Here is a 14,329-nt window from a genome sequence, read left to right as displayed (position 1 = left end):
TCGAAACGGAGGGAGATCCTGTGCCTACAGCGCTTGCCGAACGGGGCCGCGCAGGCCCGGTTGCCGGCGCTGCGTCCGCCCCGGCGTCAGGGCAGCCCAGCGTAGACTGGGAGCCAATGACGACTGAGAATTCGGACGCCACCCAGGACCGCGCCAACCCCGCCACGGCGGGGGAGCCGGATCAGGTCGACGTCCAGACGGAAACCGCCGACCAGCGCCGTGCCCGGTTCGAACGCGACGCCATGCAGTATGTGGACCAGCTCTATTCGGCGGCGATGCGGATGGCACGCAATCCCAGCGACGCCGAGGACCTGGTGCAGGAGGCCTACACCAAGGCGTTTTCGGCCTTCCACCAGTACAAGCCGGGCACCAATCTGAAGGCCTGGCTCTACCGGATCCTGACCAATACGTACATCAACCTCTACCGGAAGCGGCAGCGCGAGCCGCAGCAGTCCAACACGGACCAGGTCGAGGACTGGCAGATGTTCCAGGCTGCCGCGCACACCTCCTCCGGGCTCCGCTCGGCGGAAGCGGAGGCGCTGGACCACCTGCCGGACTCGGACGTGAAGAACGCCCTTCAGGCGATCCCGGAGGAATTCCGGCTGGCCGTCTACTTTTCGGACGTGGAGGGCTTCGCGTACAAGGAAATATCGGAAATCATGAACACCCCCATCGGCACCGTGATGTCCCGCCTGCACCGGGGACGCAAATTGCTGCGCGAACTGCTCGCAGATTATGCGCACGAACGTGGCATGTCAGGCACCAAGGACAAGAAAAACGCCGCGGCGGCGGTGGGGACACAACAGGAGAACGGCACATGAGCGACTGCCACGGACTGGGCGACTGCGAAGACGACCGGATGCAGCGGATCTACGAGTACGTCGACGGCGCACTCTCCCGCGATGACCTAGCGGAGATCAAGGCGCATCTGGACAGCTGTCCCGAATGCGCCGAAGAACACAACCTGGAGTGCCTGATCCGCTCGGTGGTGAAGCGCTCCTGCCAGGAGCACGCACCACAGACGCTGAAGGAACGGATCCTGGACAGGATCAGCCACATCAGGGAAACCGACACCGTGTAACGGACCTGCCGCGTCCTGGCTGCAGGGAACGCGCAGGCAACAACGAAAGAACCCCCGCCGCCCAAACCGGGTGCGGGGGTTCTTGTCTCAGCAGCCTCAGCCGCGCGGGCTGTTGGCGACTGCTTAGGTGTTGGGGCGCTTGCCGTGGTTTGCGCCGCCGCGCTTACGGTCGCGGCGCTTGCGTGCTCGCTTGCTCATGGGCTGCCTCCTTTGCTGGACGAAAAAGAACTGCGCACCAGTCTGTCATATGCCTGCCCCACCTCCTAACCGGCGAAGGGTCCGGAGCGGTCAGCGCAGGGCCGCCGTGATGGAGGCCTTGGCCTGCTCCAGCACGGTCCTGATGGTCTGCACGGCGACTTCGTCCACGGTGCCAGCCGCGGTCCGCCGGCGCAGGCGCACCCTCACGTCGTCGCGGAAATCGTTGAGCAGGTGTTCCAGTTCCTTCACCGTGCGCTGCCCGGCGGCCTCGGCCGCCCGAGGCGACTTCCGGGCGTTGGTGCGGGCGGCCTCGGCCGAGGCGGCAAGGTCGGCCCGCAGCCCCTTCATCGAACTGCGCAGTTCCTCCCGCAGTTCGTCCGCGAGCCGCCGCACCGAGGCAGAGATGTCGGCTTCGACTCCGGCCAGCTCTTCCCGGCGGGCAGCCAGCTCCGCCCGCCCGGCGTCGGTGATGCTGTACACCGTGCGCCGGCCATCGGAGGAGGTGATCACCAGCCCTTCCTCCTCAAGTTTGGCCAGCCTGGGGTAGACGGTGCCCGCGCTGGGGGAGTAGGTGCCGCCGAACCGGTCGCTGAGGGCACGGATGATGTCATAACCATGCTTGTCGCCCTCCGCCACCAGCGCGAGCAGGTAGAGCCGCAAGGCGCCGTGCGCGAAGACCGGAGTCATCAGCCGACCTGGCTTCCGGCGATGTCCCGGTGGAAGACAGCCAAGGTGCCCGAAACCGTGGTGGAGCGGATAGTGAGCCCGGGTCCTTCGGGCCCGATCCGGGTTTTCACCTTCTCGGAGAGTCCGAAAAACTTCTGGTCGTTCACCGTGATGCTGCCGGTGGCCGAGGAAGCAGCCACCTCCACCCCGCATTCCTCCGGTACGCGCACGGTAACGTCGCCGGAGACGGAATTGACGGCCAAGTCCTCCGGGGCGCCGTGCAAATCGAAACCCAGGTCGCCGCTGACCGTGCTGGCGCGGACGTGGCCCAGGAAGCCCGAGGCGGTGATTTCGCCGGAGACGCTCTTGGCCACCAGATTCCCGCTGTGCTCGCGGACGATGATTTCGCCGCTGACCGTATTGACGGTGAGCATGCCGGCGGTGTCGTCCGCCATCATGGACCCGGTGACCGTGCTGACATCCGCCCCGGCCGCGGTGCCACACACCAGGCCGTCGCCACTGACAGTGGCGGCCTTGACGGGCAGATCCCGGGGAACGCCAATACTGATCACCGCTTCGTCCCGGGCTCCGGGAAGCACCAGATTGACGCGGCGGGCGAGGAAACCCAGCGGGCCGTCGCCGGCCTTGCCGTGGCTGATCTCCAGCGTGCCGTTGCGCAGGGTCATCTCCAGGGGCGATCCGGCGACCTCGGAGACCTCCACGCGGACCGTCGGCTCCTCATGGACGATGATGTCCAGCCGCCCCTTCACGATGGATGCCCGCAGCGAACGGACATCGTCGACGTCGATCGTCCGGGGACCGTCGATGCTCCACGTATCGTTCATGGCCTGTCCTGCCTTTGGCGATAAACCGCTCTAAACGCGATATATCTTGTGATGCAGGACACGATATATCGCGACCGCCGCGACCGCAAGGGCTGGAACCGCGTCCTTAAAGCGGAATGGCGGGACCGGAGCGTTTCCGGTCCCGCCGAGGCGGTGTTGAGGGCCTGCCCGGCAGGCCCGTTTCCTGCGCGCCCGCTCAGAAAGGCTCGGGGAGGTCCAGCCACGGGTACCACCCGCGGTGCAGCACCAGCCAGGCCAGCAGCCCGTAGCCCGCTTGGCCGGGGGCCCCTCCGTTGCTGGCCAGGTCGGTGCGCCACTGCTCGTGGTTCAGCAGCGGCGTGAACGTGTCGACGAAGACGTGCTTGCGCCGGGTGGTGACATCGCCGAAGGCGGTGGACAGCTCGGCCAGTTGGATGTTGCGGTCCGGGTCCAGTCCCGGCGGCGGGCCGACGACGAAGACCTTGACGCTCAGCTGCGCCGCTCCGTCGAGGATGTTCGCGAGGTTGAGCCGGCTGCGCGCCGTGGACAGTCCGAGCTCGAGATCGCGGCCGGACAGCCCGATGACGAGCCGGTTTTCGAAGCCGTCATCGAAACGCCGTCCGGCTTCCTGCAGCCAGCGGCCGGCCAGTTCCTCCGTTCCTTCGTTGGGCGAGGCCAGCACGAAGGATTCCAGGGTGGCTGGGTCCGGGTTGGTCCGGGCCAAGGTGCGGCCGAGCCAGCCGAGGGCGCGCGGGTCGCCCACACCGGCCAGCAGTTGATCACCCACGGCGGCGATCCTGATTCTGCGTTGCTCCACGGGTAGCTTTCTGGTTCGACGGATGGGAAGCGGGCTTAAACGAAAAGTGGGCGGGGCGCCCTGCGGCACCCCGCCCGCCATCTTACTTAGCGGCGTTCAAAGGCCTTCTTGACCAGGACATCCTGCTCCGCGGCGTGGCGCTTGGCCGAGCCGGTGGAGGTGGCAGCGGAGGCCGGGCGGGAAACCAGGCGCAGCTGACGGTCCAGGGCGTCGGGCAGGTACAGGCCCATGAAGGGCCACGGGCCCTGGTTGGCCGGTTCGTCCTGTGCCCAGACGATTTCCGCGTTCGGGTACTTGGCCAGTTCCGCCTTGATCTCGTCAACCGGCAGCGGGTAGAGCTGTTCCACCCGGACGAGCGCCGTCTTGGTGTCGGAGTTCTTCTGGCGCGCGGCCAGCAGGTCGTAGTAGAGCCGGCCGGAGACCAGCACCACACGGTCGACGTCCTGGCCGTTGAGGTCCTGAACGTCGCCGATGACCGGCTGGAACGTGCCGCTGGTGAAGTCCTCCACCTTGGCCGCGGCAGCCTTCAGCCGCAGCAGCTGCTTCGGGGTGAAGATGATCAGCGGCTTGCGCGGACGGTTGTAGGCCTGGCGGCGCAGCAGGTGGAAGTGCGAGGCCGGGGTGGTCGGGTTGGCCACGATCATGTTGTCCTCGGCGCACATCTGCAGGAACCGCTCGATCCGGGCCGACGAGTGGTCCGGGCCCTGGCCTTCATAGCCGTGCGGCAGCAGCAGCACCAGCGACGACCGCTGGCCCCACTTCTGCTCGGCCGAGGAGAGGAACTCGTCGATCACCGTCTGGGCACCGTTGACGAAGTCGCCGAACTGGGCCTCCCACAGCACCAGTGCGTCCGGGCGCTCGACCGAGTAGCCGTATTCGAAGCCCATGGCCGCGTACTCGGACAGCAGCGAATCGTAGATCCACAGCTTGGCCTGGTCGTCGGACAGGTGGCTCAGCGGCGCCCACTCTTCGCCGGTGACGCGGTCGTGGAAGACCGCGTGACGCTGCACGAAGGTGCCGCGGCGGGAGTCCTGGCCGGCAAGGCGTACCGGCACCCCTTCCATCAGCAGCGAGCCGAAGGCCGCGAGTTCGCCGAAGCCCCAATCGATGTTGCCCTCGCGGGACATCTGCTCGCGGCGCTCCAGCAGCGCCTTCAGTTTCGGGTGGACGGAGAAGCCCTCCGGTACTTCCACGTGCGCCTTGCCGATCCGGGCCATCATCTCGGCGGAGACGGCGGTGCCGGCGGGCACATCGGCCCTGTCCTCGGTCTGCTGGGAGAGCGGGCGCTCCAGGTCGGACACGGCGGCGGTGTCCTTGGTGATGACCGGGATCGGCGAGGTTTGCGCCGCATGCGTCTCGGCGAAGACGCGCTCCAGCCGTTCCTGGTAGTCGCGCAGGGCCTGGTCGGCTTCGTCCTGAGTGATGTCGCCGCGGCCCACCAGGGCCTCCGTGTACAGCTTGCGGGTGGAGCGCTTGGCTTCGATGAGGTTGTACATCATCGGCTGCGTCATCGAGGGATCGTCGCCCTCGTTGTGTCCGCGACGGCGGTAGCAGACCATGTCGATGACGACGTCCTTGTGGAAGCGCTGGCGGTACTCGTAGGCCAGCTGCCCCACGCGGACCACGGCCTCGGGGTCGTCGCCGTTCACGTGGAAGACCGGCGCCTGGATCATCTTTGCCACGTCGGTGGAGTACACCGAGGACCGCGAGGCGTGCGGCGACGTGGTGAAGCCGACCTGGTTATTGACCACGATGTGCACGGTCCCGCCGGTGCGGTAGCCGCGCAGCTGCGACAGGTTCAGGGTCTCTGCCACTACGCCCTGGCCGGCGAAGGCCGCGTCTCCGTGGATGATGATCGGCAGCACCGGGAACTCGTCGCCCTTGTCCAGGCGGTCCTGCTTGGCGCGGGCAATGCCCTCGAGCACCGGGTCGACGGCCTCCAGGTGGGAAGGGTTGGCGGCCAGGTAGACCTTGGTCTCGTTGCCGTTGTCGGAGGTGAACTTCCCTTCCGTGCCCAGGTGGTACTTCACGTCGCCGGAGCCTTGGACGCTGCGGGGGTCCTGGGTGCCCTCGAACTCGCGGAAGACCTGTGCGTAGGTCTTGCCGGCGATGTTGGTGAGCACGTTCAGCCGGCCGCGGTGGGCCATGCCGATGGCCACTTCGTCCAGGCCGTCGTCGGCGGCGTCGGAGATCACGGCATCAAGCAGCGGAATCAGGGATTCCCCGCCTTCCAGCGAGAAGCGTTTCTGGCCCACGAACTTGGTCTGCAGGAAGGTCTCGAACGCCTCGGCGGCGTTGAGCTTGCCCAGGATGCGCAACTGCTCCTCGCGGCTGGGCTTGGCGTACTCGCGCTCCAGTTCGTTCTGGAACCACTCCCGCTCGGCCGGGTTCTGGATGTGCATGTATTCGATGCCGGTGGTGCGGCAGTAGGCATCACGCAGCACGCCCAGAATGTCGCGCAGCTTCAGGCGGTCCTTGCCGCCGAATCCGCCGGTGACCCATTCGCGGTCCAGGTCCCAGAGGGTCAGCCCGTACGTGTTGATGTCCAGGTCCGGGTGCTTGCGCTGGACGTACTCCAGCGGGTTGGTGTCCGCCATCAAGTGGCCGCGGACGCGGTAGGCGTGCACCAGTTGCTGGATGCGGGCCACCTTGTTGACCTGCAGGTCGACGTCCACCTGGTTGTCCGGGCGCCAGCGGACCGGCTCGTACGGGATGCGCAGCGCTTCGAAGATCTCGTCGTAGAAGCCCTGTTCGCCCAGCAACAGCGATTCGATCAGGCGCAGGAACTCGCCCGAGCCGGCGCCCTGGATGACCCGGTGGTCGTAGGTAGAGGTGAGCGTGATGATCTTGCCGACGCCCTGCGCGGCGATCGTCCGTTCGCTGGCGCCGCGGAACTCGGCGGGGTACTCGAGGGCACCGACGCCCACGATGGTGGCCTGGCCCTTGGACAGCCGGGGGACGGAGTGCACCGTGCCGATGCCGCCCGGGTTGGTCAGCGAAACCGTGGTGCCGGCGTAGTCGTCGGCGGTGAGCTTCCCGGCGCGGGCCCGCTTGATCAGGTCCTCGTAGGTGTGCCAGAACTCGGAGAAGTTCATGGTTTCGGCGCGCTTGATGTTCGGCACCACCAGCAGGCGGGTTCCGTCCGGCTTGGGCATGTCGATCGCGATGCCGAAGTTGACGTGGGCCGGCTGGACGGCGGCGGGCTTGCCGTCGATCTCGGCGTAGTGGACGTTCTGGCTGGGGAACTGGCCCAGCGCCTTGACCACGGCGTAGCCGATGAGGTGGGTGAAGGAGACCTTGCCGCCGCGGGCGCGGGCCAGGTTGGAATTGATGACCAGGCGGTTGTCGATCAGCAGCTTGGCGGGAACCGCGCGCACCGTCGTCGCGGTTGGCACGCTCAGGCTGGCGTCCATGTTGGTGGCAATGGCCTTGGCCGGGCCGCGCAGCACGGAGACGGTGTCTTCTTCGGCCAGTGCGCTGGGCGCGGATTTGGGCAACTGGGCGGGGATCGGGGCAGGCTTGGCCTCGGCCTTCTCGGCCTTCTCGGCCGGCTCGGCCTTCGCCGCAGGCTTGGCGGGGGCGGCGGAGCTGTTGGTGGAGGTGTTGGGGGCCGGCTCATTGTCGGCGGGAATCGGCTTGGTTCCGGCCTGCTCCGTGGCCGTGCTCTCGCCCGAGGCCTGGGGTGCGGTGTTAGCCGCGGCGGGGCGGGAAGGCGCGGGTGCGCCCGCCGGGGAAGCTGCAGTGTCTTTCGGGCTGCCGTCGCCGCCGTTGGCCGCCTCGAAGATGCTCCACCATTTCTTGTCCACGGAATTCTTGTCTTGGAGGTACTGCTCGTAGATTTCGTCAACGAGCCATTCGTTACCGCCGAATTCTTCGGGTAGACGAAGGTTGGGATGCTCTGGCACTTGTGATACGCCTCTTCCGTGAATTGCCGCTTGCCCTGCAGATCACGCGCTTCCCTTGGCTGCCTTCCGAACCTGCCGGCCAGCAGCGGAATTGCGAGTGCGCATCTGCCGCGCACTAGATCTGGACCAGTTGCCAGTCTAATGACACTTTCCCAACGCAGGCTAATCTTTAGCGTTTAAGCGGGGGAACTTCGTGCCGATTCGTCCCGCGGCCGGACGGCCCTAGACTTTCAGGGGAGCCGGGAAGTATGCAGGCGGCCGGGCCGCCCTCCGTGCGCGGCCCCGGCAGCGCGCGGACACAACGGATCCGGACCCCCTGGCCCGCAGCCCCACCTACCCGACCGGCCGCCGTGCCACCTGGCCGCCCCGGCCTGCACGGCGACGAGGAAAGAGAGCAGCCATGCGCCTGATCAACGAGCCGATGACCGACCTGACCTACTCGGACGTTTTCCTGGTGCCGTCGCGCTCGGATATCACGTCGAGGCTGGATGTGGACCTGTCAGCCGGCGACGGCACCGGGAGCACCATTCCCCTGGTCGTGGCGAACATGACCGCCGTCAGCGGCCGCCGCATGGCGGAGACGATGGCGCGGCGCGGCGGGCTGGCCGTGCTGCCGCAGGACGTCCCGCTGAGCGTGCTGTCAGAGGTCACCGGGTGGATCAAGGACCGCCACATCGTCTTCGAAACGCCGTTGGAGCTGACCGCGGGCAACACCGTGATCGATGCCGTGCACCTGATGGACAAACGCGCGCACGGCGCGGTTGCGGTGGTGGACGACGCCGGCAAGTGCGTGGGCGTGGTGCGCGCCGAGGACTGTGAGGGCGTGGACCGCTACGCGTCGCTGGAGTCGGTGATGGCGGCCCACCCGCTGCTGCTGGATGCCTCCATGTTCGACGCCGGGGCGGACACTGCGCTGCGGCAGGCCTTCGACCTGTTCGACTCGGCCTCGGCGTCCTTTGCGCCGGTCGTGGACGACGACGGCGTGCTGGTCGGCGCGCTCACCCGTGCCGGCGCGCTGCGTTCGACCATCTACACCCCCGCGCTGGATCCGCAGGGCCGCCTGAAGGTAGCCGCCGCCGTCGGGATCAACGGCGACGTCCGCGCCAAGGCCGAGGCGCTGCTGCAGGCCGGGGTGGACGTCCTGGTGGTTGATACAGCCCACGGACACCAGCGCAAGATGTTCGACGCCCTCGAAGCGGTCCGCAGCCTGGACCCGCAGGTTCCGGTGGTCGCCGGCAACGTGGTCAGCGCCGACGGCGTGCGCGACCTGGTCGAAGCCGGCGCGGACATCGTCAAGGTCGGCGTGGGACCCGGCGCCATGTGCACCACGCGCATGATGACGGCCGTGGGCCGGCCGCAGTTCTCCGCCGTGCAGGAATGCGCGGAGGCGGCCCGGGAGCTCGGCGCCCACGTGTGGGCCGACGGCGGGGTCCGCTATCCGCGGGATGTCGCCCTGGCGCTGGCGGCCGGGGCCAGCCAGGTGATGATCGGTTCCTGGTTCGCCGGAACGCACGAAAGCCCGGGAGACCTGCTCACGGACAGCAACGGCCGCAAGTACAAGGAAAGCTTTGGCATGGCGTCGGCCCGCGCCGTCCAAAACCGGACCCGGCGGGAGGACGCCTTTGAACGGGCCCGCAAGGCGCTCTTCGAAGAAGGCATTTCGTCCTCCAAGATGTATCTGGACCCGCTGCGCCCCGGCGTCGAGGACCTGCTGGACGGGATCACCGCCGGCCTGCGCAGCTCGCTGACCTACGCCGGCGCACAGAACCTGGTGCAGTTCCGCGAACGCGCCATCGTGGGCGTGCAGTCGGCCGCCGGTTACGAGGAAGGCCGTCCGCTGCCGGAGAGCTGGTAGGACTGCCGCCGGTACGCCGGCGGCAGAACGGCCGCCTGGGACTGCCCCCGGCGTAACCCCGCCTGCTACGCTATTGCCCATAATGGACAGCTATTCTAGGAGCCGGTCCGTGACGCACCCCGCAGGGCAGGCAGCATGCCGGACCGCGGGAGCACAGGCAGCCCAACAGGGCGCCGCGTGCGAGGCGTCACCCAGCACCGGCAAATCCCGTGCACGCGCCCGTCACACACTTGCCGCCCGCGCGGCCGGTCAGGAGCCTCCTAGTCCGGGCTCGGACGACCCCCCTCCGTTTCCCTCCGACCGCCTGAAGTTTGGGGCGGTGGCGCACTAAATGGAATGGATCCAAATCACCGCCGGCATGCTGCTGATCCTCGGCACCGGCTTTTTTGTCGCCGTGGAATTCGCCCTGGTGGCCCTTGACCAGCCCACCGTGCAGCGCGCCATCGACAACGGCGACCGCGGTGCAGTGCCGCTGATGAAATGCCTGAAGTCCCTCTCCACGCAACTCTCCAGCTGCCAGCTCGGCATCACCCTCACCACGCTGCTGACCGGTTTCCTGATGGAACCGGCCATCAGTTCGCTGCTGCGTCCGCCGCTGACCGCGCTGGGCCTGGCCGAGGCCGTCATCCAGCCGGTGGGCGCGGTGATCGCCATGGTGATCGCCACCCTCCTGTCCATGCTGCTGGGCGAACTCGTGCCGAAGAACGCGTCCATCGCCTTGCCCATGGCGGTCGGCAAGCTGGTGGCCCGGCCGCAACTGATCTTCACCGCGGTGTTCAAGCCGTTCGTGCTGCTGCTCAACGGCTTCGCCAACAAGGTGCTGCACCTGTTCGGGCTGGAGGCCAAAGAAGAGCTGTCCGGCGCCCGCACGCCCTCCGAGCTGGCATCGCTGGTACGCCGCTCCGCGGAAATGGGCACCCTGGATGCCGGGACCGCGAACTTCCTCGCCAAGACCTTGTCTTTCTCCGGCAGGACCGCGGCGGACGTGATGACGCCGCGCATCCGGGTGGAGTTCATCGACGCGGACCAGACCGTTGCCGACCTCATCGCCGCGGCCCGCCGCACCGGCTACTCCCGGTTCCCGGTGCTCGGCGATTCCCCCGACGACGTCCGCGGCGTCGCGCACATCAAGAAGGCGATCGGGGTGCCGCGCAAGAAGCGTCCCCACCTGCCCGTGGGCGCCATCATGGCCGACGTGCTGCGGGTGCCCGAGACGGTGCACCTGGATTCGCTGCTGTCGGAGCTGCGGGCCGCAAACCTTCAGTTCGCCGTGGTGCTCGACGAGTACGGCGGCACCGCCGGCGTGGTGACGCTGGAGGACCTGGTGGAAGAGATCGTGGGCGAAGTCGCCGACGAGCACGACCGGGTGAAGCCCGGCGTGCTGCAGAGCGCCGCCGGAAACTGGTATTTCCCCGGCCTGATGCGTCCGGACGAGGTCAGCGAGCAAATCCCGCAGCTGACCGTGCCCGACGGGGCCAGCTACGAAACGGTCGGCGGCTTCATCATGGCGCAGCTGGGCAGGATTGCGGTGGTGGGGGACACCGTGGCCGTGGACGGGGGCGCGCTGGAAGTCGAGCGATTGGACGGACGGCGGGTGGACCGCGTCCGTTTCATCCCGAGTCCGGCAACCGGTGCGGTGCTGCCTGAGGCCGGCGCCGCGGGCGGTGCGCTCTGATGGCCGCCATGGGAATTTTCTGGCTGGTGGTGCTGCTGTTCGCCAACGCGTTCTTCGTCGGCGCCGAATTCGCCGTCATGTCCGCCCGCCGCAGCCAGATCGAGCCGCTGGCCGACAGCGGCTCCAAGCGCGCCAAGACCACGCTCTGGGCCATGGAGCACGTCTCCCTGATGCTGGCCTGCGCGCAGCTGGGCATCACCGTGTGTTCGCTGCTGATCCTGAACGTGGCCGAGCCGGCGATCAAGGAACTGCTGTTGCTGCCGCTGGAGGGCTGGCTGGGCATTCCGCACGAGATCTCCTACGGCATTTCGTTCGCCGTGGCGCTGCTGCTGGTGACGTTCCTGCACGTGACCTTCGGCGAAATGGTGCCGAAGAACATGTCCGTGTCCATGGCAGACAAGGCCGCGCTGCTGCTGGCTCCGCCGCTGGTGGCGGTCTCCAAGGTGGTGCGGCCGGTGATCTCCACCCTGAACTGGACCGCGAACCACTTGCTGCGGGCCGTGCGGATCGAGCCGAAGGACGAGGTCTCTTCCACCTTCACGCTGGAGGAAGTCCAGTCCATTGTGCAGGAATCCACCAGGCACGGGCTGGTCGACGACGACGCCGGACTGATCTCCAGTTCGCTGGAGTTCTCTGCCGTGACCGCCGCCGCCGTCATGGTGCCGCTTGATGAACTGGTCACCATCGGCGTCGACACCACGCCGGAGCAGTTCGAGCGCGCGGTGGGGCGGACCGGGTTCTCCCGGTTTGCCGTGGCCGATGCCAACGACAACCTCACCGGGTACCTGCACCTCAAGGACGTGATGACCATCCCGGAGGACCGGCTCAACAAGACGATTCCGGTCACCAAGGTCCGCACCCTGGCCAACCTGGCGCTCGATGACGAAATCGAGGACGCGCTCGCCGTCATGCAGCGCACCGGCTCGCACCTTGCCCGCGTGCTGGGGTCCGACGGCACCACGCACGGCGTGCTGTTCCTCGAGGACGTGCTGGAAGTGCTGGTGGGCGAGATCCGCGACGAAACGCAGGCCCAAGGACTGCGCCGGACCGGCGAATAGCCCTCGCGTGGCGCGGGGCGGCAGGACTGACCGGCGCCACGCGCCGGTCCCGGGCCGGGTCAGCCCACGCGCCGCGCGCCAGTCCCGGGGCGGGCGCGGCCGCCCCGTGCGCACCCCCAAGTCCGGCGCCGGGCGCGGCCGCTCCGTGCCGCACCGCCAGTCCCGCGCCGGGGCGCGTCCGCCGCGCGCGCCGGAGGCCTTCTCCTGGCCGGGCGAGTCTGCCCGGGGCTGCCCGGCCTGCCGCGCTTGCCTGTGCGCCCCGGACAGTGCGCCTCCCACTGGCCGCGCCCGCCAGGGCGAATGCGAACGATTCGCAACTGCGCTAAGCTGAAAACTCTTATTGTTACTGATTCTCATTATGAGTAGAACCGAGGTTTGCCCGTGAGGCACTCACGAACCGTTCCTGCACTGGCCGGGCTGGCCGCCGCCGCCCTGCTGCTGTCCGGCTGCGCCGCTGCAGGGGGAGAGACCGAGGGTGACGGCAAGCTGAGCGTGGTCGCTTCCACCAATGTCTACGGTGATGTCGCCCAAACCATCGGCGGCGAGCACGTCGAGGTCACCTCGATCATCGACCGGATGGCCCAGGATCCACACTCCTATGAGGCAACGGCGCGGGACAAACTTGCGATCTCCCAGGCCGACCTGCTGCTGGAAAACGGTGGGGGCTATGACACCTTCATGCACACGCTGGCGGACGAGACCGGCGTCGACCACGAGTACCTCATCACTGCGGTGGAGCTGTCGCCGCTGTCCGGTGCAGAAGGCGCCGACACAGGACACACGGAGGACGGCGGCCACGCGGATCACACCCACGGCGGCCTCAATGAACACGTCTGGTACGACCTGCCCACCATGGCCGCGATTGCAGACGCCATTGCGGAGAAGCTCTCGGCCCTTGACCCGGAGCAGGCCGAAACGTTCCGGGCCAATGCCGAGCAGTTCCGCGCCGGAATCGACGGCCTCCAGAGTGACATGGACGAACTCGCCGCCACGGCGAGCGGGGAAGCCGTCGCGGCCACCGATCCGGTGCCGTTGCACTTCTTCGATGCGCTGGGACTCGAGAACAAGACCCCGGCAGGTTTCATGGAGGCGGCCGAGGAAGGCAGCGACGCCGCGCCGGCAGCCCTGAGGGAGGCCGAGGCGTTGATCACCGAGGGATCGGTACGGTTTGTCGCCTATAACGAACAGACCGAAGGCCCGCAGACCCAAGGCTTGCGCAAATTGGCGGAAAAAGCGGGCATTGACGTCCTCAACTTCACCGAGACGCTGCCGCCTGACCAGGACTACCTGACCTGGATGGCGGAGAACCTGGAATCCGTGGACCAGGCGCTGGGCGCGTGACCGGTCAGAAAGCCGGGCCGTGGTTAACTGAGGCTGTCCAAGGCGGAAGCCGCAATAGCCCGCGCATCCCCTTCGCGCCCCGCGCGTCACGGAAACTTCAAGGAACACTACCATGACCCCCGCCGTCCGCCTGCAGGGTGCCTCGCTGTCCTTTGGCCAGCGCGTGCTGTGGCATGACCTCGACCTGACCATCAACCCGGGCGAGTTCTTCGCGGTGCTGGGTCCCAACGGCTCCGGCAAGACGAGCTTCCTGCGCGTATTGCTTGGCCTGCAGCCGCTGAGCAGTGGGACGGCCGAGGTCAACGGGCGGCCGCTGGAGCGCGGCAGCCGGGACATCGGCTATATCCCCCAGCAAAAGACCTTCGCCCCGGAGACCCCGCTGCGTGCGCGCGACCTGGTGGGCCTGGGCCTGGACGGGCACCGGTGGGGCATTAGGCTGAACGGCCGCAGGCATCGCCGGCGCGTGGACGAACTGCTTGAGATGGTGGGCGCCTCCGGTTACGCGGAAGCCCCGGTCGGGCAGCTGTCCGGCGGCGAGCAACAGCGTCTGCGGGCGGCCCAAGCGCTGGCCTCCGACCCCCGGGTGCTGCTCTGTGACGAGCCTTTGCTCTCGCTGGACCTGCACCACCAGCAGGCCGTGAGCTCCATGATCAACAGGCAATGCCATGAAAGGAACAGCGCGGTCGTCTTCGTCACGCACGAAATCAACCCGATCATCGACTATGTGGACCGGGTGCTCTACCTGGCCGGCGGCCAGTTCCGGGTTGGCACGCCGAAAGAAGTGATGACCACCGAGGTGCTGTCGCACATGTACAACAGTCACGTCGAGGTCATCCACAACCAGGGACGGATCATCGTGGTGGGGCTTCCCGACGCGACCACCCACCACCACAGCGAGGTGGTGTAGGC

Annotated in this window: 12 protein-coding genes; 7 read left to right on the top strand and 5 right to left on the bottom strand. The window is 67.6% G+C overall.

The window, feature by feature from the left end:
* Nucleotides 1-116: 116 nt before the first annotated feature.
* Complete coding sequence (locus tag AC5RVG_RS01495; protein ID WP_494012455.1) at nucleotides 117-821, top strand: sigma-70 family RNA polymerase sigma factor; 705 nt, start codon at nucleotides 117-119, stop codon at nucleotides 819-821.
* The gene (gene rsrA, locus AC5RVG_RS01490) at nucleotides 818-1,081 is read left to right on the top strand and encodes a mycothiol system anti-sigma-R factor (RefSeq protein WP_493979048.1); all 264 of its coding nucleotides are present in this window, start codon (nucleotides 818-820) and stop codon (nucleotides 1,079-1,081) included. The genes AC5RVG_RS01495 and rsrA overlap by 4 nt, the downstream gene beginning before the upstream one ends.
* A 123-nt stretch (nucleotides 1,082-1,204) precedes the next feature.
* On the opposite strand, the gene AC5RVG_RS01485 is transcribed toward rsrA, so the two are convergent.
* The 5 genes from AC5RVG_RS01485 to AC5RVG_RS01465 form a co-directional block, all read right to left on the bottom strand.
* Entirely contained in the window at nucleotides 1,205-1,279 is a 75-nt protein-coding gene (locus AC5RVG_RS01485) for a 50S ribosomal protein bL37 (RefSeq protein ID WP_369299106.1), read from the bottom strand.
* Between the two features lie 90 nt (nucleotides 1,280-1,369).
* Entirely contained in the window at nucleotides 1,370-1,966 is a 597-nt protein-coding gene (locus AC5RVG_RS01480; protein WP_494012454.1) for a PadR family transcriptional regulator, read from the bottom strand.
* A complete protein-coding gene (locus AC5RVG_RS01475) occupies nucleotides 1,966-2,790 on the bottom strand; it encodes a DUF4097 family beta strand repeat-containing protein (protein ID WP_494012453.1) in 825 nt (274 codons plus the stop codon). Before AC5RVG_RS01475 ends, AC5RVG_RS01480 begins: the two co-directional genes overlap by 1 nt.
* 196 nt (nucleotides 2,791-2,986) lie before the next feature.
* Nucleotides 2,987-3,586 (bottom strand): GDSL-type esterase/lipase family protein, encoded by a 600-nt coding sequence (locus AC5RVG_RS01470; protein ID WP_494000156.1) that lies wholly within the window; start codon nucleotides 3,584-3,586, stop codon nucleotides 2,987-2,989.
* 86 nt (nucleotides 3,587-3,672) lie between these two features.
* Complete coding sequence (locus AC5RVG_RS01465) at nucleotides 3,673-7,491, bottom strand: multifunctional oxoglutarate decarboxylase/oxoglutarate dehydrogenase thiamine pyrophosphate-binding subunit/dihydrolipoyllysine-residue succinyltransferase subunit (protein ID WP_494012452.1); 3,819 nt, start codon at nucleotides 7,489-7,491, stop codon at nucleotides 3,673-3,675.
* Between the two features lie 400 nt (nucleotides 7,492-7,891).
* On the opposite strand from AC5RVG_RS01465, the gene guaB1 reads away from it, so the two are divergent.
* The 5 genes from guaB1 (at nucleotide 7,892) to AC5RVG_RS01440 (ending at nucleotide 14,327) form a co-directional block, all read left to right on the top strand.
* Nucleotides 7,892-9,346, top strand: a complete 1,455-nt coding sequence (guaB1, locus tag AC5RVG_RS01460) for a GMP reductase (RefSeq protein ID WP_494012451.1) — start codon at nucleotides 7,892-7,894, stop codon at nucleotides 9,344-9,346.
* 331 nt (nucleotides 9,347-9,677) lie between these two features.
* Nucleotides 9,678-11,021, top strand: a complete 1,344-nt coding sequence (locus tag AC5RVG_RS01455) for a hemolysin family protein (RefSeq protein ID WP_494012450.1) — start codon at nucleotides 9,678-9,680, stop codon at nucleotides 11,019-11,021.
* An 8-nt stretch (nucleotides 11,022-11,029) separates the two neighbouring features.
* A complete protein-coding gene (locus AC5RVG_RS01450; protein ID WP_494012449.1) occupies nucleotides 11,030-12,079 on the top strand; it encodes a hemolysin family protein in 1,050 nt (349 codons plus the stop codon).
* Nucleotides 12,080-12,460: 381 nt separating this feature from the next.
* Nucleotides 12,461-13,420: a metal ABC transporter solute-binding protein, Zn/Mn family gene (locus tag AC5RVG_RS01445; protein ID WP_494012448.1), complete on the top strand. Its 960-nt coding sequence runs from the start codon at nucleotides 12,461-12,463 to the stop codon at nucleotides 13,418-13,420.
* Nucleotides 13,421-13,532: 112 nt separating this feature from the next.
* The gene (locus tag AC5RVG_RS01440; protein ID WP_494012447.1) at nucleotides 13,533-14,327 is read left to right on the top strand and encodes a metal ABC transporter ATP-binding protein; all 795 of its coding nucleotides are present in this window, start codon (nucleotides 13,533-13,535) and stop codon (nucleotides 14,325-14,327) included.
* Nucleotides 14,328-14,329 lie beyond the last annotated feature (2 nt).

The sequence above is a fragment of the Arthrobacter senegalensis genome, assembly GCF_059091765.1.
The sequence above is the reverse complement of the archived record's forward strand: the minus strand, read 5'-3'. Positions and strand labels throughout refer to the sequence as shown.